This window comes from Serratia sp. JSRIV002 (assembly GCF_019968725.1).
In the GTDB taxonomy this organism is placed as follows: Bacteria; Pseudomonadota; Gammaproteobacteria; order Enterobacterales; family Enterobacteriaceae; genus Chania; species Chania fonticola_B.
This window is the reverse complement of record NZ_CP074143.1, coordinates 1,011,576-1,031,791: the sequence shown is the minus strand read 5'-3', so window position 1 is coordinate 1,031,791 and position 20,216 is coordinate 1,011,576. Positions and strand designations below refer to the sequence as shown.

Annotated in this window: 16 protein-coding genes; 5 read left to right on the top strand and 11 right to left on the bottom strand. The window is 54.2% G+C overall.

Annotated elements, in window-relative coordinates:
• The first annotated feature begins 86 nt into the window (after positions 1 to 86).
• A complete protein-coding gene (gene queD, locus KGP26_RS04715; protein WP_021179400.1) occupies positions 87 to 446 on the top strand; it encodes a 6-carboxytetrahydropterin synthase QueD in 360 nt (119 codons plus the stop codon).
• Between the two features lie 210 nt (positions 447 to 656).
• Here the strand turns inward: queD and queE are convergent, their stop codons facing one another.
• A complete protein-coding gene (queE, locus tag KGP26_RS04710) occupies positions 657 to 1,328 on the bottom strand; it encodes a 7-carboxy-7-deazaguanine synthase QueE (protein ID WP_021179399.1) in 672 nt (223 codons plus the stop codon).
• A gap of 319 nt (positions 1,329 to 1,647) precedes the next feature.
• Here queE and KGP26_RS04705 point away from each other — a divergent pair, with 319 nt between their 5' ends.
• The 4 genes from KGP26_RS04705 to KGP26_RS04690 all read left to right on the top strand — a co-directional run bounded on the left by KGP26_RS04705 (position 1,648) and on the right by KGP26_RS04690 (position 8,142).
• Positions 1,648 to 2,985 carry an aromatic acid/H+ symport family MFS transporter gene (locus KGP26_RS04705; RefSeq protein WP_223665092.1) on the top strand — a complete coding sequence of 446 codons (1,338 nt, stop codon included), beginning with the start codon at positions 1,648 to 1,650 and terminating at the stop codon, positions 2,983 to 2,985.
• A gap of 398 nt (positions 2,986 to 3,383) precedes the next feature.
• Complete coding sequence (gene hutU, locus KGP26_RS04700; protein WP_024483429.1) at positions 3,384 to 5,075, top strand: urocanate hydratase; 1,692 nt, start codon at positions 3,384 to 3,386, stop codon at positions 5,073 to 5,075.
• A complete protein-coding gene (hutH, locus tag KGP26_RS04695; protein ID WP_059199788.1) occupies positions 5,072 to 6,607 on the top strand; it encodes a histidine ammonia-lyase in 1,536 nt (511 codons plus the stop codon). The genes hutU and hutH overlap by 4 nt, the downstream gene beginning before the upstream one ends.
• 140 nt (positions 6,608 to 6,747) lie before the next feature.
• Positions 6,748 to 8,142, top strand: coding sequence for an amino acid permease (locus tag KGP26_RS04690; protein ID WP_059199787.1), 1,395 nt, complete (start codon positions 6,748 to 6,750; stop codon positions 8,140 to 8,142).
• Positions 8,143 to 8,193: 51 nt separating this feature from the next.
• Here KGP26_RS04690 and KGP26_RS04685 read toward each other — a convergent pair whose 3' ends face one another.
• The 10 genes from KGP26_RS04685 to eno form a co-directional block, all read right to left on the bottom strand.
• Positions 8,194 to 9,390, bottom strand: a complete 1,197-nt coding sequence (locus KGP26_RS04685) for a methionine gamma-lyase (RefSeq protein ID WP_059199786.1) — start codon at positions 9,388 to 9,390, stop codon at positions 8,194 to 8,196.
• A gap of 32 nt (positions 9,391 to 9,422) precedes the next feature.
• Positions 9,423 to 9,794: a hypothetical protein gene (locus tag KGP26_RS04680; protein ID WP_094982126.1), complete on the bottom strand. Its 372-nt coding sequence runs from the start codon at positions 9,792 to 9,794 to the stop codon at positions 9,423 to 9,425.
• 11 nt (positions 9,795 to 9,805) lie between these two features.
• Positions 9,806 to 10,996, bottom strand: a complete 1,191-nt coding sequence (locus KGP26_RS04675) for an FAD/NAD(P)-binding oxidoreductase (protein ID WP_223665091.1) — start codon at positions 10,994 to 10,996, stop codon at positions 9,806 to 9,808.
• Positions 10,997 to 11,288: 292 nt separating this feature from the next.
• On the bottom strand, positions 11,289 to 12,011 hold the full coding sequence (locus KGP26_RS04670; RefSeq protein ID WP_223498895.1) for a hypothetical protein: 723 nt from the start codon (positions 12,009 to 12,011) through the stop codon (positions 11,289 to 11,291).
• A 165-nt stretch (positions 12,012 to 12,176) separates the two neighbouring features.
• Complete coding sequence (locus KGP26_RS04665) at positions 12,177 to 12,920, bottom strand: molecular chaperone (RefSeq protein WP_179249332.1); 744 nt, start codon at positions 12,918 to 12,920, stop codon at positions 12,177 to 12,179.
• 8 nt (positions 12,921 to 12,928) lie between these two features.
• The gene (locus KGP26_RS04660; protein WP_071682260.1) at positions 12,929 to 14,266 is read right to left on the bottom strand and encodes a fimbrial protein; all 1,338 of its coding nucleotides are present in this window, start codon (positions 14,264 to 14,266) and stop codon (positions 12,929 to 12,931) included.
• 29 nt (positions 14,267 to 14,295) lie between these two features.
• Entirely contained in the window at positions 14,296 to 16,863 is a 2,568-nt protein-coding gene (locus KGP26_RS04655) for a fimbria/pilus outer membrane usher protein (protein WP_223665090.1), read from the bottom strand.
• A gap of 20 nt (positions 16,864 to 16,883) precedes the next feature.
• Complete coding sequence (locus tag KGP26_RS04650; protein WP_223665089.1) at positions 16,884 to 17,612, bottom strand: molecular chaperone; 729 nt, start codon at positions 17,610 to 17,612, stop codon at positions 16,884 to 16,886.
• Positions 17,613 to 17,750: 138 nt separating this feature from the next.
• The gene (locus KGP26_RS04645; RefSeq protein WP_059199781.1) at positions 17,751 to 18,284 is read right to left on the bottom strand and encodes a fimbrial protein; all 534 of its coding nucleotides are present in this window, start codon (positions 18,282 to 18,284) and stop codon (positions 17,751 to 17,753) included.
• 631 nt (positions 18,285 to 18,915) lie between these two features.
• A complete protein-coding gene (eno, locus tag KGP26_RS04640; RefSeq protein ID WP_021179388.1) occupies positions 18,916 to 20,211 on the bottom strand; it encodes a phosphopyruvate hydratase in 1,296 nt (431 codons plus the stop codon).
• Positions 20,212 to 20,216 lie beyond the last annotated feature (5 nt).

The following is a 20,216-nucleotide window of genomic DNA, read 5'->3' as shown; positions in this document are numbered from 1 at the left end:
ATCTCCCCTGAAGCAGCCCAAAAGATAGTAACCAGGGCCGCTTTCCGTTAGTATTCGGCGGTTTTTGAGTCAATGAGGCCGTAATAATGGCAACCACGCTATTTAAAGATTTTCAGTTTGAAGCCGCACACCATCTGCCAAACGTGCCGGAGGGCCATAAATGTGGCCGCCTGCACGGGCATTCGTTTATGGTGCGTATTGAAGTGACCGGGGAAGTAGACGCCCATACCGGTTGGGTGATGGATTTTGCCGAGCTGAAGGCCGCTTTCAAGCCGATTTGGCAGCGCCTGGATCATTATAATCTGAACGATATTCCTGGCTTGGAGAACCCGACCAGCGAAGTGCTCGCCGCCTGGATCTGGCAGCAGTTGAAACCGCAGCTGCCTGAATTGTCGGCAGTGATGGTCAAAGAGACCTGTACCGCAGGCTGCGTATATAAAGGTTAACAGGGCAAGGCTCAGGGTGAGGCGATTGGCTCCGGTGCAATCTCCCTCACCCTAACCCCAAGGAGAGGGAACCGATCGAGTTCGTTGATTGCTCAGCGTTTTACTTTCCTTTCTTGTTCTTACTCCCCTTTTCCGAAGCAGCACGATCCCACCAAAGGCTCCGGGCAGCTCCCTCTCCCTGTGGGAGAGGGTTGGGGTGAGGGGTAGGTCTTAAGCAATATTCAAATACTTATGCGTCTGCATCGAAAGCCGCCAGTTGCGGGCAATGCAGGTCTCAATACACAACCGCGTCGCCTCTTCTTTCTGGCTGATCGGCTGCAAAGCGATAATACGGTGTTTTTCGTCGTGCAACGTTGCCAGCAGCTCATCCAACGCCTCAATATCACGTTCACGCCCGACCGGATGCTTGATCTCATCGGCCCGCATCAGCGCCTGCTCTACTACCTTCAAACCACCGCGCATATTCACTTTGGGTGAAACGGTGACCCAGGTATTGGGGGAACAGAGGACTTCATGGGTGCCACTGGTTTCAATTTGGCAGCCGTAGCCCGCATTCTCAAACAGTTTGGTCAACGGGATCAGATCATAGATGCACGGCTCACCGCCGGTGATCACGATATGGCGCGCGGTATAGCCCTGCTGTTCGACCACCTCCAGCAATTGTTCCGCACTGGCGCTTCCCCAGGCATCACTCTCGGCAGTTTTCACCAGGATGCGTTGCATATCCACTTCCCGATCGGCGTCCTTTTCCCAGGTGTGTTTGGTATCGCACCAGCTGCATCCCACCGGGCAACCCTGTAGGCGAATAAAAATGGCCGGAACGCCGGTGAAATAGCCTTCGCCCTGCAAAGTCTGGAACATCTCATTAATCGGGTACTGCATCGCTTTCTCAATCTGTCTAGGTAAAGACGCATTATCGCAGATCCCGACCGGGCGACCAAACCTGGAAAAGTGTATTAAATTTTGTCCGTTCGGCGATGACCAGCAGCTTTCTCCGGTTAACCTGCTAATAGGTGACGTTTATTGCAGATTTAACACCAACCCCCCATGTTATCCACCGCCCAAAACAAACATAAAATTAACATTTAAAACGAAAATATTTGACATAAAAGCGCCTGTGACGCAGATGTATAGACAGGCAGGCACAAGTCGGGCGCAGTTCCGACAACCCATCAACATCCTATCTGCGTTTAAGGAAACTATGGCCCATTCCACCGAGTTGAATATTCAGCAGGCTATCGACGACAGCAAATTTTCGCTGTTTCACTGGACCCTGATCATCCTGGGTTTTCTGATCCTGGCAATTGACGGTTACGATACCGCGGCGATGGGCTATATCGCCCCTTCGGTGGCCAAAGAATGGGGGATCGTGAAACAGGATTTGGGGCCGGTATTAAGCGCGGCGCTGCTTGGCCTTTCGTTAGGAGCCCTGGTTGCCGGGCCGATTTCTGACCGCGTTGGCCGCAAACGGGTGCTGGTGTTCTCCTGCATGTTCTTTGGCCTTTCCAGCCTGGCTACCGCCTACGCAGGTTCACTCAATAGCCTGACGCTGTGGCGCTTCCTCACCGGGCTTGGGCTGGGTGCCGCCATGCCAAACGCCATCACGCTGATCTCCGAATATGCTCCGCAGCGCTGCCGATCGCTGGCCATTAACACCATGTACTGCGGCTTTCCGCTGGGAGCGGCAGGCGGTGGCGCCATCTCTTCCTGGCTGATCCCCGCTTACGGCTGGCACAGCGTGTTGCTGCTGGGGGCCATTGCCCCGCTATTGCTCACCGTGCTGTTGATCCTGCTGCTGCCGGAATCGGTGAAATACATGGTTAACCGTGGGCAAGATGCCGCTAAAATCAAACAGATTGCCCAACGTTTTATCAGCTATAACATCAGCCACATCTCCCGTTTCTACCTGTATGAGGACAAGCTGGCCCTGTCGAAGACCAGCGTCGGCCTGCTGTTCAGCCGCCCCTACCTGGTGGGGACACTGATGCTGTGGCTCACCTACTTTATGGGATTGGTGATCTACTACGTATTACTGAGCTGGATGCCGCTGTTGATGCAAGGGTTGGGGTATCAGCTTGAGCAATCGGCGATCCTGACGTCGCTGTTCACCTTCGGCGGTACACTGGGGATCCTGATGGCTGGCTGGTTGATGGACCGCTGGAATGCCCACAAGGTGGTTTCCACCGGCTTTGCCATCAGCGCCCTGCTGATTGTGGCGATGGCCACCGAGGATAGCCAGATCGTGCTGCTCGGCGCCTTTATCTTCCTGATGGGCATTACCATGAACGGCGCGCAATCCGGCCTGCAAACCCTGGCTGCCACCTACTACCCAACGCACAGCCGCGCTACCGGTATTGCCTGGATGCAGGGGATTGGCCGCTTTGGCGGCGTGGCTGGCACCATGATGGCGGCTCAGCTACTGGCGATGGAGTGGCAGGTGCAGAGTATTTTGCTGTTCCTGGCGATCCCGGCGCTGCTAGCCAGCCTGGCCACGGTATTTAAAATGACGCGTTCAAGCGCATTGCAACCGGCTATCTAACCTATTGATTATATTAATGGGCGCTGTATACAGCGCCCTACAAATCGTTGTCTCCCAATCCTCCGGTAATACGTTTTTTTTATCTCTCCCGCTTAGTTGTAATCCAGATGTAAAATTATTGTGATTTGTCGCTCAAAAATGACACTATTTTAATTCATTTTTGTAGAGCAGCTCACTGTTTTGCCACGTCCGGCTAATGGTCTTAATCCGAAAACAAAACATAAAAACCTGATTTAAAACACAAATAACCTTTTCTTATGCCATTTTTCGCAAATTGTCGCCGCTGTTGCATATGCTTGTACATACAAGTATATGTTAATAAACCCCGCTCATTGTTATGGCCTGTGAGTTGCCGTCATAAGATGAGATTTGTACCGATACTGTTTGAGGAACTAGCTGTGACTGCAAATAACAAAGTTCGCCATGTTGATATTCGCGCGCCCCGCGGCACACAATTAAACGCCAAAAGCTGGCTGACCGAAGCGCCGCTGCGCATGCTGATGAACAACCTCGATCCTGAAGTGGCTGAAAATCCACACGAACTGGTCGTTTATGGCGGTATCGGCCGCGCAGCCCGTGACTGGGACTGTTACGACAAGATTGTTGCCACCCTCAAAACTCTGGAAGACGACGAAACCTTGCTGGTGCAGTCCGGCAAGCCGGTCGGCGTGTTCAAAACGCACAGTAACGCCCCGCGCGTGCTGATTGCCAACTCCAACCTGGTGCCTCACTGGGCAACCTGGGAACACTTTAACGAATTGGATGCCAAGGGTCTGGCGATGTATGGCCAGATGACCGCTGGCAGCTGGATCTACATCGGTAGCCAGGGCATCGTGCAGGGCACTTACGAAACCTTCGTCGAAGCTGGCCGCCAGCATTACGACGGCAGCCTGAAAGGCCGCTGGGTGCTGACCGCCGGGCTGGGTGGCATGGGTGGCGCACAGCCACTGGCCGCTACCTTGGCCGGAGCCAGCTCGCTGAACATCGAATGCCAGCAGAGCCGCATCGATTTCCGCCTGAAAACCCGCTACGTCGATGAGCAGGCCACCGATCTGGATGACGCACTGGCGCGCCTGAAAAAGTACTGCGCCGAAGGCAAAGCCATCTCGATTGCCCTGTGTGGCAATGCGGCAGAAATCCTGCCGGAGCTGGTCAAGCGTGGCGTTCGCCCTGACATGGTTACCGACCAGACCAGCGCCCACGATCCGCTCAACGGTTACCTGCCAAAAGGCTGGAGCTGGGAAGAGTATCGCCGCCGTGCACAAACCGAACCTGCGGTGGTGGTGAAGGCTGCCAAACAGTCAATGGCCGAACACGTAGAAGCCATGCTGGCGTTCCAGAAAATGGGCGTGCCTACCTTCGACTACGGCAACAACATTCGCCAGATGGCCAAAGAGATGGGCGTTGATAACGCCTTTGACTTCCCAGGCTTTGTACCTGCGTATATTCGCCCGCTGTTCTGCCGTGGCGTCGGTCCGTTCCGTTGGGCGGCGCTGTCTGGCGATCCGCAGGATATCTACAAGACCGACGCCATGGTCAAAGAGCTGATCCCAGACGATGAGCACCTGCACCGTTGGTTAGATATGGCACGTGAGCGCATCAGCTTCCAGGGCCTGCCAGCCCGTATCTGCTGGGTTGGCCTCGGCCAACGCGCCAAGTTGGGCCTGGCGTTTAACGAGATGGTACGCCGCGGCGAACTCTCTGCTCCAATCGTCATTGGTCGTGACCACCTGGATTCCGGCTCGGTCGCCAGCCCGAACCGTGAAACCGAATCCATGAAAGACGGCTCTGATGCCGTATCCGACTGGCCGTTGCTCAACGCCTTGCTCAACACCGCGAGCGGTGCCACCTGGGTGTCTCTGCACCACGGCGGCGGCGTCGGCATGGGCTTCTCCCAACACTCCGGCATGGTGATCGTCTGTGACGGCACCGATGAAGCCGCCGAGCGTATCGCCCGCGTGCTGCATAACGACCCGGCCACCGGCGTCATGCGCCATGCCGATGCGGGTTACGAGATCGCTATCGACTGCGCCCGCGAGCAAGGTCTGAACCTGCCAATGGTTGCCGCTACTCAGGGAGAAAAAGCATGAAGGCTCTGACTATCCGCCCAGGTAAGCTGACGCTTGCCGAACTGCGCCAGGTTTATCAGCACCCGGTCACACTGACGCTGGACGACAACGCCTATGGCGCGATCCAGCAGAGCGTTTCCTGCGTGGAACGCATTGTGGAAGAGAACCGCACCACTTACGGTATCAATACCGGCTTTGGCCTGCTGGCTTCCACCCGTATCGCCCGCGAAGATTTGGAGAATCTGCAACGTTCCATCGTGCTGTCACATGCGGCCGGTGTGGGTGCACCTACCGATGACAACCTGGTGCGCCTGATTATGGTGCTGAAGATTAACAGCCTGTCGCGTGGTTTCTCCGGCATCCGTCTGGAAGTGATCCAGGCGCTGATGGCGCTGGTGAACGCCGAAGTGTATCCGCATATCCCGCTGAAAGGCTCCGTCGGTGCTTCAGGCGATCTGGCCCCGCTGGCGCACATGAGTCTGGTGCTGTTGGGCGAAGGTAAAGCCCGCTATCAGGGCGAGTGGTTACCGGCCACCGAGGCGCTGGCCAAAGCGGGTCTGAAGCCGTTAACGCTGGCAGCCAAAGAGGGTCTGGCGCTGCTGAACGGCACCCAGGTTTCCGCCGCCTTTGCGCTGCGTGGCCTGTTTGATGCCGAAGATCTGTTTGCTGCCGCCACCGTCACCGGCAGCCTGACCGTGGAAGCCGCACTGGGATCTCGCAGCCCGTTCGATCCACGCATTCATGAAGTACGTGGCCAGCGTGGGCAGATCGACGCCGCCGCCGCTTATCGCCACCTGCTTGGCGCGCGTAGCGCCGTGTCAGACTCACACGCCAACTGCGAAAAAGTGCAGGATCCTTACTCCCTGCGCTGCCAACCGCAGGTGATGGGTGCCTGCCTGACGCAGATCCGCCAGGCCGCAGAAGTGCTGGAGATCGAGGCCAACGCCGTTTCCGATAACCCGCTGGTGTTTGCCGAACAGGGCGATGTGCTGTCCGGTGGCAACTTCCACGCCGAACCGGTAGCCATGGCCGCCGATAACCTGGCGCTGGCATTCGCCGAAATCGGTTCACTTTCCGAGCGCCGTATTTCACTGATGATGGATAAGCACATGTCGCAGTTGCCACCGTTCCTGGTGGATAACGGCGGAGTAAACTCCGGCTTTATGATCGCCCAGGTCACCGCCGCCGCGCTAACCAGCGAGAACAAGGCACTGGCGCACCCGGCCAGCGTTGACAGCATCCCAACCTCGGCCAACCAGGAAGACCATGTCTCGATGGCGCCGGCAGCGGGCCGTCGCCTGTGGGAAATGGCGGATAACGTCCGCGGCATTCTGGCCGTAGAATGGCTAGCGGCCTGCCAGGGGCTGGATCTGCGTAAAGGTCTGCAAACCACTGCAGGGCTGGAGCAGGCTCGGCATCTACTGCGCGAACATGTCGCCTACTACGATAAGGATCGGTTCTTCGCCCCCGATATCGAAGCAGCCAGCCAACTGTTGGCAGCAGGCCATCTGACCGCGCTGATCCCAGCCACTTTGTTACCTAGCCAGGCGTAACGCCTTTAGGCCGTGCCCCGTCAGTCTGGAGCACGGCCTATTACCCTGCACAATTCGTCCTCTATCCCGCCGGGGTTCGTTCCCCCTGTGCGGATAGCGCTGCCTGTCCGACAACAATATGATTAAAACGGAGAAGCAACATGCGTAATGAGAAACCCCAGCTCCGGCGTGGCCTGAACGCGCGACATATCCGCTTTATGGCCCTGGGTTCGGCCATCGGTACCGGTTTGTTCTATGGTTCCGCTGGCGCTATTCAACTGGCTGGCCCGGCCGTACTGCTTGCCTATCTGGTGGGTGGCGCGGCGGTATTTATGGTCATGCGTGCCTTGGGGGAGATGGCGGTGCATCAGCCCGTCTCCGGCTCCTTCGGCCACTACGCCAGCCATTACCTCGGCCCGTTGGCGGGCTTCCTCACCGGATGGACTTATACCTTTGAAATGGTGATCGTGGCCCTGGCCGACGTGACGGCCTTCGGCATCTATATGGGGCTATGGTTCCCGGATGTCGCGCAATGGGTCTGGGTACTGAGCATCATTCTGTTTATCGGCGCGCTTAACCTGTGCAGCGTCAAAGTGTTTGGCGAGATGGAGTTCTGGCTGTCGCTGGTCAAGGTTGCCGCCATCGTGGCGATGATCGTTGGTGGGGCTGCCGTGATGTTGTTCGGCTTCGGTGTCACGCAGGAAGCGACTGGCTTCAGCAATCTGTGGCAACACGGTGGCTTTATGCCTAACGGTATTGGTGGCGTCATTGCCTCCCTGGCGGTGGTGATGTTCGCCTTCGGCGGGATTGAAATTATCGGTATCACCGCCAGCGAAGCCAAAGATCCCGCCAAGGTGCTGCCCAAGGCGATCAACGCCGTGCCGGTCCGTATCCTGCTGTTCTACGTGCTGACCCTGCTGGTATTGATGTCTATCTATCCGTGGAACAGCATTGGCCAGAACGGTAGCCCGTTTGTCGAGATTTTCAGCCATATGGGCATCAGCTCGGCGGCTAACGTGTTGAACGTCGTGGTGATCACCGCTGCCATCTCCGCCATCAACAGTGACATCTTCGGCGCTGGCCGCATGATGTACGGCATGGCGCAGGATGGGCAAGCACCCAAGGCCTTCACCAAGCTGACCGGTAACGGCGTACCTTGGATGACGGTATTGGTGATGTCCATTGCTCTACTGCTGGCCGTAGTGCTCAACTATCTGATCCCCAAACAGATCTTTATCATCATTGCCTCCATCGCCACCTTTGCCACGGTGTGGGTATGGCTGATGATCCTGCTGTCGCAGATCGCTATGCGCCGCACGCTCACTAAAGATGAAGTGGCAAAGCTGAGCTTCCCAGTACCTTGGTGGCCAGTAGCTCCTGCATTGGCCACGGCGTTTATGGTGTTTGTGATCGGCCTGCTCGGTTACTTCGAGGAAAGCCGCATCGCGCTGTATGTCGGGCTAGTCTGGGTAGCCTTCCTGACGCTGGCTTATACCTTGTGGGTACGCAAAAAAGGTGGGGAAACCTCTGCCGTAGTCTCAACCGAAAGCCGCTAACAACCGGCCCACCAGCCTCGATTAATGAGGCTGGTGCCCGCTGCGGCAGGTTTACTGGCAACGCGCCAGCGCCTGATTGATATCCGCCTTCAAATCTTCAACATCTTCCAGCCCGGCAGAAAGCCGGATCAGCCCATCGCTGATATGGTGCCGCCGGCGTTCTTCGGCGCTGTAGGCTGAGTGCGTCATACTCGCCGGATGCTGCGCCAAGGATTCGCAATCCCCCAGACTCACCGCCCGCAGGATCAGATTTAATCCGTTGAGGAAGCGGATCCCGGCCTCCATTCCCCCTTTCAGCTCAAAGGCCAACATCCCGCCAGGGCGGCTCATCTGCTGGCTGGCTAAGCCATGTTGCGGGAAGCTTTCCAATCCAGGGTAATACACGCGCTCCACCGCCGGATGCTGTTCCAACAGTTCTGCCAACTGCTGAGCGTTGTCGCAATGGCGTTCCATGCGCAATGGCAGGGTTTTCAGGCCGCGGAGCAGCAAAGACGCATCCTGCGCCGATAGCACCGCACCGGTCATGTCCTTCAAGCCAATCAGACGGATTTCCTGCGCCAACTCGGCTTTGGCGATCACCAGCCCGGCCAGCAGATCGCCATGCCCACCCAGGTATTTGGTGGCAGAATGCACCACCATATCGGCCCCTAAAGCCAGAGGCTGTTGCAGGTAAGGCGTGCAGTAGGTGTTATCCACCAACAGCAGCGCTCGTGGTTGCCCGTGAGTGATTTCGGCGATGGCCGCAATATCGATCAGGCGCATATTCGGGTTGGCTGGGGTTTCGCAATATACCAGCCGGGTTCGTGACCCAATGGCCTTCGCCAGTTGCTCCGGGCGTGTCAGGTCAACGTGGGTGATTTTCACGCCGTAACGCGCCAGGCCATGATGGAAGTAGCTAAAGGTGCAGCCATAAATCGTCTCATCGACGATCAGTTCATCGCCCGGTGCCAGCAGCGTCCAACAACAGGCAGTGATCGCTCCCATGCCGGAGGAGAAGGCTACGGCAGCCTCTCCGCCCTCCAGATTGGCGATACGCTGCTCCAGTAAATTCAGCGTCGGATTGGCAATGCGTGAGTAAAAATAGCCAGGCTCGGTACCAGCGAAACAGGCACCGCCATATTCCGCCGAAGGAAAGGTAAAGGTCGAACTCATAAAAACCGGTGGGCAAAGTGCACCCAGAAATTGCTGCGGGTCATAACCGTGATGAATGGCACGTGTGGCGAACGCCTGTTTGGAATTCATTGACATAAAGATGTCCTGTTGAGGGAGAAGAGTTGCCGTCAGCTTTCTGCTGGCAACGATGAGGTACGCAAACGCTGGCCGATGATTTGCAACGTGCGCAACACCAGCATCAATCCTAATAGCGTGTCCGGCTGACGCAGCAGCGCATAGACCGAACGGTAGTTGGCGGGCGAGGTGTTCAATTGCAGCTCGCTATGCGCCATCTTCAACGCCATGCCGCCCTCCCAACCCGCAGCGACGACGCCTTCGAACACCCCGGCCAGTTTTTCCACCAGCGCGTTGTCCGCAATATCCGTTATGTCAGACAGCAACGACAGCAGATCGACCACGTTATCCAGCCTGCCGGTCGCCAGCAGCGGATCAAGCTTGGCCAACAGGGCATCTAACGGCTGTGCTTGCGATGAGTCCATACTTCCTCCGTTCAAATCAGTCCGCGTACGGTGGCCCAGTACAGGCCACGGTTAAACCCGTTGCGCAGCATGCCGCCAAGCTTAGTGGCAGGTGTGGGGATCACGTCATGGCGATAGTCGTAAACCAACGGCATACCGGCCTGTAGTCCCATTTGGGCAATGGCCTGTACCTTACCGTCATAATGGCTATGAGGCTGGCCCAAACGCAGTTCCGCGACGATATTGTCGGCAATCACCGGGGCCTGGTTATGGCAGGAACCGCCCGCCTTGCTGACCGGCAGATCGACAGTATCGCCAATCACATAAACGCCCTGCTGGCCATAAACCTGCAGCGTCTGGTGATCGGTGGGAAGCCAGCCTTCGCCGTTATCGATATCGCTCAGTCCGGTGTTGCGCACCGCTTCCACCGCACGGATCGGCGGGGTAGCCATCAGGATGTCGAAGGGTTGTTCGTCGCCCTCGGAGGAATAGGCAATGCGCCGTTCGCTATCCACTTTGCTTAGGGTAAAACCGCGCTGATGCTTGATATCGCGGGCCGCAAAAATGCTGGGCAAAGCCTCGCCAGTAGGGCGTTGCAGGAACAGGCAGTTACGCAGGAGCTGCGAAATGGTCGGGTAGGTGTAAACAATTTCAACGTTGTTACGCACCCCGCGCCGCCGCAGGTAGTCATCCAGCATCAGGGTGGTTTCTATTGGGGCAATACCACATTGGTGCGGTACGTTGGGCGTTTGCGGGAACGACACCGTGATAAAAATGCGCCCTTTCTCGATAGTAGCCAACTTTTGCGCCAACTGGAGAGACGCCTGATATTGGTAAAAGTGATCGCCCGCCTGGGCCAATCCTTCAATCTGTTCAGGCCAGGGTACGCAGCCGGTGGCAAAGACTAAAAAGTCGTAGTGATATTTATTGCCACTGCGGGTATAAATACAACGCTGGGATAAATCGAATTGTTCAGCCTTATCAATAATAAACTGTATCTCTGGACGTAATAGGCTTTGCTGCGGCCTGGTCAGTTCTTGTTTGAAAAAAGCATTAAAGGCGACATACATAAACGCGGGCTTGTAATAATGCACCGGCGAGTCGGAAATCATCATGATTTCAATCTGATTATTGATAACCTCACGATGTAACTTGGTGGCCAAAAGATTGGCCAGCATGGTACCTCCCGTACCACCACCTACAATAATTATCCTACTTCGCATTCCAACCTCTCAGTCTGTATGCAACAAAGTACGACAGCCAATGGCATTATTCCACCGGCTCTATTTAAGGTATTTAATCGAGGGGAAGCAGATATTTACCTGATAGAATTAAGAGTCTAGTAGCTAACAGCCATAAGGCATAATGAAAATAAATATTAAATTAGGATTATTATTACATTAATAAAATCATGGCGTTATAAATATTGAAAGTAAAATAAATACCATGATAATTAGTTGAATACTATAAATTGCATATTGCAGCTATATCACTAGGGTGGTTTTTCTGACAGACCTAGTTATTATGCTGCTGACATGCTCCATCCAGGCTGTAACCCACCATCGCCATATACAGGCTAAAGTAGCGTTCTGCCATCTCAATAAACGAGCTATTTAACTCAATCAGCACGTTATTTTTGGTGGTGAGCAGGCCCGATTTTTCCGCCGCCAGCAGGATCCGATTGATATGCGTACGGGACACCGAGCTAAACTTGGCGATCTCCGCCGAAGACAAAAACAGCACGTGGGAATTATGACGGATACTTTCTATAAAGAGCATCAGTAACACCATATGGCCCGCATCTTTAGTAATAAATAATGCGGCCTGTGGAACCAGATCGATCAGATAGATCTCCTGTATCATCAGTTGGCCGTAAACCTTGAAGAACGCAGGTAAAAACCAGCTCTGATCCAACAGGTCGGCAACCGGAATTTCGGGGGCTAACGTTTGATAGGGCAGCGCCATCGAGGAAACCAGCTCATGGGTTTGGCGCAAAGCATTCGGGGTAGGCCTAAACAACAGCGTGCGCCGGTCTTGATCGTCCTTCTTGACCTCCAGCCAACGCCCTACGCGCAGAAAGAACAGAAACGAATCCAACGCGTTCTCGCTGATAATATCTTTGTCTTTAAAAAAGGCTTTAACATCCTTCAGGGCGGCCTCGCTTTGGTTGTAATAAATGGCCAGCAGAGTCGAGCAGATAATAAATCGGCTGTTACGAAAGATGATTTTGTAGAACATAGGATGATTCCGATAGGTTTCATCTATCATCACGGCGTGTTTAATTATCGCCTGATGGAACCGCCCCGAGCTTCTTATCCTGGCGGCCCGTTGTGCCAATTCAAGTTCGATCTGAGTTTTATTGGGTATCATCTTTTTCTCTATTTGGCCACAAGGTGAGGCCTGTTATTTCCTTACGGCATATTGTTGATCGACCGCATTACCCTGGTCATCGATAATGGCGGCGTTGACCATCGCTGAGGAGATAGCTCCTGATTGAACAATACCATCAATCCGATACTTTTTGCTGCCAAAAGGTGGCGTCATCATATCGCTCTCTTGTTGCACCGGATAATCCTGCTGGCCAATGCGCAACGCAAGACGGGAAAAAGAGAGATAAACCGGCGACGGGTTATCGCACAGCAAGACGTAATGATTATCTTCCTTTTTCAGTGTGAACACCGGCTTGGGCGCATCCTTCTCTGCCGCGACTACCGCCTTGGGCCGATAGAAAATCTTCATCTGGGTGTTCATCGCCATGGTCACGCTAGGCTGAAGCGGGGGGATCACCGGGCGTGTCGGTGGAATTTCGTACAGATTAATCCAGAAGACCGATTCCCTATCCGTTGGCAGTGACTGCTGGTTATAAATCAGCCTCAGCCCTTTCATGGTCTTGGGCTGCATGCTAAATACGGCAGGCAAGCTGACAAAAGGCGCTGTTGATTGCTCAGGGGCCGCATTGACATCCCCATCGTCTACCCAGGTTTGCACCACTATCGGATAGTCGTTGGTATTGAGGAGCATCAAGCTTTTTTCATTATCGCCCTCACGAAAAATCACTCGCGTTGCGGAGGCAATAATGCCGGCCTGAGCCAGCATGGCAGGTAACAAGCCACCGAGCAGCAGTAGCGTACAGACGATTTTCTTCATAATGTTCTCTACTGTACCTTGACCCAAACATACGCCTTGGCATCAACCTTGCCCGCCGTAACGGTCTGGCCCGGCAAGCGTGATAATGTGGCTGTCAACTGCGTGGTGTAATGAGTATACCCCGTCGCGGTACTGCCCCCGCTGCTTGCGCCATCGAGAACTGGATACCAACCCGCATTGTTACCCTGTGGGCACTGGCCAGCACTACAACGAGCCCAGCCGACAAAGTTCATTGGCGTACCGTTGCTACTGTTAGAGAGTGCAATTCCCACGCCGGTCGCTACACTGCTGTCCGTGCCATAACCGTCAGAGAGCAGATAGCTGACGCCACCGCTGGCGTTGACCAGACCAAGCTGTTGCGCCAGAGCAAAGCTGGCATAAGGGACTTGCAGACCCAAGGCCGTACGATTGGTACTAATCCCCGAAACGGCTGCATTATCACATTCGATATTGATGGTGAACTGGGCCTGCGAGGTTCGCCCCGCGGTTAATTGACCGACGGAAAGCGTGGGCAGGATCACCAGCGGCGTGACGTTACGTGCCACACAGGTGGCGGTGTAAGAAAGAGAAGAAATCGGCGACGTCCCCATCCCCATCGCGTTCCAACGCCCGGTTCCCCAGGTCGAATAGTTGGTGGCTGAATCGCTACCAATAGGATCAGACGCAATACCCGGCCCTTGGAAGGTCACATAGCCATTAGGCTGGATGCAGGTATAGTTCGAATTACCCGTGGTGGAAGCCATGCCAGTCAATGGATTAGAGGCACTGTAACCACAGTAGTTACTGGCACCACGGCCAGGGAGCGAGCTGATGCGGATCAGATCTGCCCGGATGGGGCTGAAATCCTTGACCCGGACCTGGATCTTGTTACCCACGGTGGCATAACGGGTGATCGGCGTTGCCTGCCAGTAACGGGTAAATACCTTGCCCGAATCCAGATGAGTGAGACGAATACCGACATAGGGGAAGTAGGTGGCAAAATAGTTGGGATTGCCGTCCGCCGCCCCTAAATCATAATACCCCCCCACCCGGTCGTCACCGTTGGTGGCAAACACTTCAAAAATCTGCCCGACGTCGCTAGCATCGCACTCATACAAAACTTTGTTCGGATCTGGGTAACGGACGCCGGAGGTGAAATCAAACACGCTACTGCCCAGCGGCGTGCCTACGGGCTGCAGGTATGTGCTGGTCAGGTTGATACGCCCCAGGCCGATCCCGACGCCACAGGCGTCGCAACCGGAGTCAATGGCTGGCGAAACGCGGGTGCATCTGGCCGCCGCTGGTAGGCAGACCCCTGCAAATAGGCCTCCCAACAGCGCCAACCGCAGCAGTGAAAATAACTTCATGGCATAACCTCCGGTGAAAAATCGGTAAATCAGCGGCATGTCGCCTTCAATAACAGGATCGGCTCATCGCTTGGTGGGGGTAATTTATAGAGTAAGCTGCATCGTTCAGTCGCCCCTTTTCCCCAGCGTAAGGTCAATTTCCCCTGCGGTTTATCGCTGCGCAGATAGACCTGATTAGCCTGGCCGACCATGCCGACATCATTATTGTTCTCATCATAGACCGAGGTCCCCATCGGGATGATGCTGCCATCTGGCCGCTGAACCTTGATCAACACCGCCTGACCTCGTATCGTTTTGAAGTGCAGACGCACCGTGGCTCCTGCGAAAGGTGCCACGCGCTGTTGCCCACTTTCCAATTCTGCTTTGCTGCTCATCCCCTGCGGATTCAAAGCCACAGTATTGAAATGATAGGGCACCAACGAAGGAACCAGCGCATAACCGAAACGATCGACACGGGCACCCTGCCCATCCATCACTTGCGCACCACGCGCACCAGGGGCATCGATCAGGGCAAAGGTATCCCCAACATAAGGCCCAAGCGTGACTCCACCGCGATGGGCAACCACTGCCCCCTGTAGTGCTGCCGATCCCTGCCAATATTGGCTGGATGCTGAAACCGAGCCGGTGGCACTGGCATAAGGCAGGCGGGTTTGCAGATTCCCCCCCCAGATACTGTTATGGTTATTATCGTCGGTGGTGAAATTAAGCCCATAGCCGACCTGCTGCGTCTCCCCCACGTTGCCCGAGAGCGCCGCCTGATAACTCCCCCCCTGTCCTTGGCTATGATTAGAGAACAACGATGCCGTTGGCGCAGAAGAAGAGCGGCCAAGAGGAAAGGAAACCGAGAGCGAACTAACGGTTTGCGAGGTGTTGGTACTCGCGAAACCATTGCTATTCACATAAGGCTGATTTCCGTCGTAATAGGCGCTATTGTTGCCGTTCAGGCTACGGGTACGCGTCACCGAAAGGTTCAACGCGACGCCGTTGCCAAATACCTTGCCCCACCCCAACTGTAGCTGATTATCCCGGCCACGCCCATCGCGATAATCCTGCGTAGAGCCTGACAGCGTCAGGTTACCCAATGAGCCGATCCCCTGATTGACGGCCACTTCAAAGCGCGACTGCTGGCGATAGGAATCGGATTGCCAACTTTGTCCACTGCGTTCTGCCTGACGTACGCCAAGCACATCGCTCAAATCACGAAACCCTTCGGTGGAGTAACGATACCCGGCGATGGAAAGCGTGGTATCCGTTGGGGTAAAGCTTTTGCTATAGGACAGGTGCAGCATCCAGCCCGAGGTGGTGCCTTCCGGCAGGCTGGCATGGGAAAAAGTGCTATCCAGGCCAAAAGCCCCCAGCGAGTTACTGTAGACCCCACCCAGCATCAAGGCCTGATAACCATCAGCCAACTGGTTGCCAGTATTAAACGTCAGAGAGTTGCTCAAACCATACTGCCAGGTCAGCTCACTGAAAAGATCGTTGTCGCCGATAAAGCGCGATCGACCAAGAGTCGCCGAATAGCGTGAGGAGCCGGGGCGCATGGATTGGGGAACGGCAGAGAATGGCACGGTGAAGGTGCTGACGCTACCATCTGCCTCGGTCACCACCACCGTCAGGTCACCAGAGAAGTTGGTGGCAAACAGATCGTCAATCGCAAAGGGACCAGGGGCCACCGTGGTTTCATACAGTTGGCTTTTGCCCTGAAACACGGTCACCCTGGCGTTACTGTTAGCAATACCGCGCACCACGGGAGCATAGCCTCGCAGCGAGTCCGGCAGCATACGATCGTCCGACGTCATCCGGACACCGCGAAACCCCAACCCGGCAAAGAAATGGCCGTCGGTAAAACCTTCTCCCAGCAAAACCTCACTGCGTAACGGCAGCACCGCCCGCTGGACATAGCGGCGGCTGGTATCCCAATGGCTGCCAAATTCATTATCAAAACGGAAGCTGGATTGCTGGCGGTAACGCCATAGACCCAGGTTAAAACCCCCATTCAGATTGGCGAAGGTGGAATTGAGATCCTTGGTCTGCCCCTGGCGGTAGTTGACGTGATATTGGTTAACGTTGTAGTTGAAAAACGCCATTGTTTCACCGCTGCTCAGGCTGTCAGGGCTGACGCTGCCACGGGGTTTATGGTTCAACAAACTCTGTGGGATACTGAGATCCAATCTTAGTTGTGACATATCGGCCTGAACCTGAATATCTTTAAGATCGCGTCCAGGTTGCAGGCAGCCTTCCGCAGGCGCCACTGGCACCTCCTTTAGACCAAGGCGTTCCAGCTGTTGTCGGTCAAAACACGGCAAAACGCGCCGATCGTCACCCAAAACAAAGCGGATTTTGCTGCGTTCAACAAATACGCCGTTAGTAAACAGTTCGACCTCATAGTTGCCTGGCGTCACCAGATCCTGTTGGTTGAACTGTTCGAGTTGCGTAGTGCTGAAAACGCTGCCGCGCAGTAAATCGGCGTCGAAGGCGTAGTCGTCGTCCGTCGCGCCTTGTGCCAGGGAGATCCCGCCCAAAGAGAGCAAAAAGAGGCCATAGCGGCAGCACGTTGATAGCAGAGGCGGAAATGTGGGATAGTTTTTAAGCGACATCAGGACCTCCCTGTCCTTTTTTAGTGCGGCGTCTCTAACGTTACGGGAACCTCTACCCCGTAGTCATTCATGACGCCGAGCACCACTTTCAGTTTCCCTTTGGGGAACGCCGAGCCGAGCGGCCAACTCACCTGCGAAAAAGGCGCGACCATATCGGCCGGTTCAATATGCAGGTTTTTATTGCCGCTTTTGGCATAGCTGATGCTGACGTAATAAGGCGTGGGATTACTGACCTGTAATGCATTGCCATTACGCTGGATTTGCAACTGTTTACCCGCCTGATTCCCCTCTCCCGGCAGCCCTTCTGGCCGATAGAACACCTTCAACCGGTTGCTGACCAACAGTACCAGCTTGTTTTTATCCGTTTCGCTTTGCTTGACGGCTGGCACCTGGAGGAAGTTAAGGTGAAACAGGGATTCTCGGTCGGTCGGTAAACCTTTGCCGGTGTAAATCAAACGTACCATTTGCCCGCTATGGGCATTCATCCGGAAAATCTGTGGCGATGCGATAAAGGGGGCATCCGCCGTTTCCGGCGTCGATTTGTCATTATCGATATCAAGCCAGACCTGGAGCAGCGCCGGAGCAGCATCATCGTTGGTAAACTGCAGCGTTTTCTCGCGTGCCTGAGCCGGGTAGATCACTCGGTTGCCCAGCATGGTGACACTGGCAGCAGCGCTATCGACAATCAGCAACGTCAGGCTGAACAGCAATGCCGCCCAACAAGAAAAGGTACGTGTGGTATACGCCATAAGAGAGACCAGTCAACAAGACTAATAACTCAGCACCCCTTAGCGTTTCGGGCGGTGCTGACGTTATTATGGGTAACAGGTTATTTCCCGCCATCAGGCTTGAGCCTGGTGGCGGAAACAACCTGGAGCGGAAGAGTATTATTTATACGTAATCGCATATTGTGCCGTGGCGATCACTGAACCTGCAGTCACCCCAGCTTCTTCGGCATAATAACGGGCAACCAGTTCTTGCGAGGTTGATGTCGCGCCGGTTGCCAGCGTCATTGCGCTGGTGGTGGCCGTTGAACCCGTAGTAAAGCTCAGTGGCGTGGTGGCATCGCTATCCAACAGTTGAATAGAAACCTTGGTCGCATCACCGGTGTTACCCAGGTTGCCATTGGTAGTCGTGTTATTGCCCACAAATACCGTCTTGATGGAGGTGTCGCTGGCCGCGGTAGTACAACCGGTTACGTTAACGGTAAAGGTTGTATCACCAGCGGTGGCACCTTTGGTAGCGAGCGAGCTGGCCGCAACCGTCTGCAGTAACACCACCGGATTGGCTTCATTGCCGTTAATATTCACCGAGCAGGTTTGAGTACTCACTTCACCCTTGAATTGCACGGTGTTGGCTGAATCTGCCATGGAGGTGCTAGAGAATGCAATTAAAGCGAGAGCCGTCATTTTGATTTTCATAAGAAATCCTTTTAATTTACTTTTTCCAATAAAGCAGTCCTGGCAGTAATTAATTACTGGCTTAAACTCACTAAGAATATACATGTCACACTATATTTCTAAAACGCCCTGTGGACATGTGAGATTATTCTAGCAAACCCAGATTTTTCCTAACAACCATTTTTTCGTCGCAATCGCATATAATAGAATTTATTTACATTTTGTAACAACTATTAATCTTGCTTTTTAGATAAATTAAAACATTAAATATCAATAGGTTAAGATATCGCCATGATCACAACGCCACAATAATAAACATTTTGAAACATATTGGCCTTTTTAGGGGGTATTCCCTAAGGTTAGGAATATTCCTGTCATTTTAATATTTTAATGTCTTTGTTTAGATAATTATTGATTGTTCAGTAACCATTCAGATGTCGAAAACTAGGTCGCCGGGGCTGGAAAATACCACCACAAAACAGGAAATCTATCGCTGAAATACCCCTCCCCGCCACCAAGAAGAATCTTAAATAAATTTTTACACCATGTCGCAGATTGGTGAGTTCATTTAACATAGGCATAAAAAAACGGAGAGTACCTTTACGGCACTCTCCGTTTGCTTACTGATTCAGTAACGAATCAAACCGTTATATTACTGACCTTTAACTTCTTTCAGGCCATTGAACGGTGCGCGGTTGCCCAGCGCTTCTTCGATACGGATCAGTTGGTTGTATTTAGCAACGCGGTCAGAACGGCTCATAGAACCGGTTTTGATCTGGCCAGCCGCAGTACCTACCGCCAAGTCAGCGATGGTAGCATCTTCGGTTTCACCTGAACGGTGAGAGATCACCGCGGTGTAGCCTGCGTCTTTCGCCATCTTGATTGCAGCCAGAGTTTCGGTCAGAGAACCGATCTGGTTGAATTTGATCAGGATAGAGTTAGCGATGCCTTTCTCGATGCCTTCTTTCAGGATCTTGGTGTTGGTCACGAACAGGTCGTCGCCCACCAGCTGGATTTTGTCGCCCAGCACTTTGGTCTGGTATGCGAAACCATCCCAGTCAGATTCGTCCAGACCGTCTTCGATAGACACGATTGGGTATTGCTTGGTCAGGTCTTCCAGGAAGTGAGTGAACTCTTCAGAAGTGAAGGCTTTGTTGCCTTCGCCAGCCAGCACGTATTTGCCGTCTTTGTAGAATTCAGACGCTGCACAGTCCATCGCCAGAGTAATGTCTTTACCCAGTTCATAACCTGCCGCTTTTACCGCTTCAGCGATAACAGCCAGCGCTTCGGCGTTAGAACCCAGGTTTGGCGCATAGCCACCTTCGTCGCCTACGGCGGTGTTCATGCCCTTGCTCTTGAGTACTTTAGCCAGGTGATGGAACACTTCAGAACCCATACGCACGGCTTCTTTCAGCGTTTTAGCGCCAACTGGCTGGATCATGAACTCTTGAATATCAACGTTGTTGTCTGCGTGCTCACCACCGTTGATGATGTTCATCATAGGCAACGGCATAGAGAATTTGCCTGGGGTGCCGTTCAGTTCAGCGATGTGCTCATACAGCGGCATACCTTTAGAGGCAGCAGCGGCCTTGGCAGCAGCCAGAGAAACAGCCAGGATGGCGTTAGCGCCAAACTGGGATTTGTTCTCGGTACCGTCCAGATCGATCATGATCTTGTCGATGTTAGCCTGGTCTTTGGCATCTTTACCCACAACCGCCTGAGCGATTGGGCCATTTACTGCGGCAACGGCTTTCAGTACGCCTTTACCCAGGAAACGAGACTTGTCACCGTCACGCAGTTCCAGTGCTTCACGGGAACCGGTAGAAGCACCTGACGGCGCTGCAGCCAGACCGACGAAACCGCCTTCCAGATGCACTTCGGCTTCAACAGTTGGGTTGCCGCGTGAGTCGATGATTTCACGACCGATGACTTTAATGATTTTGGACATTAGGT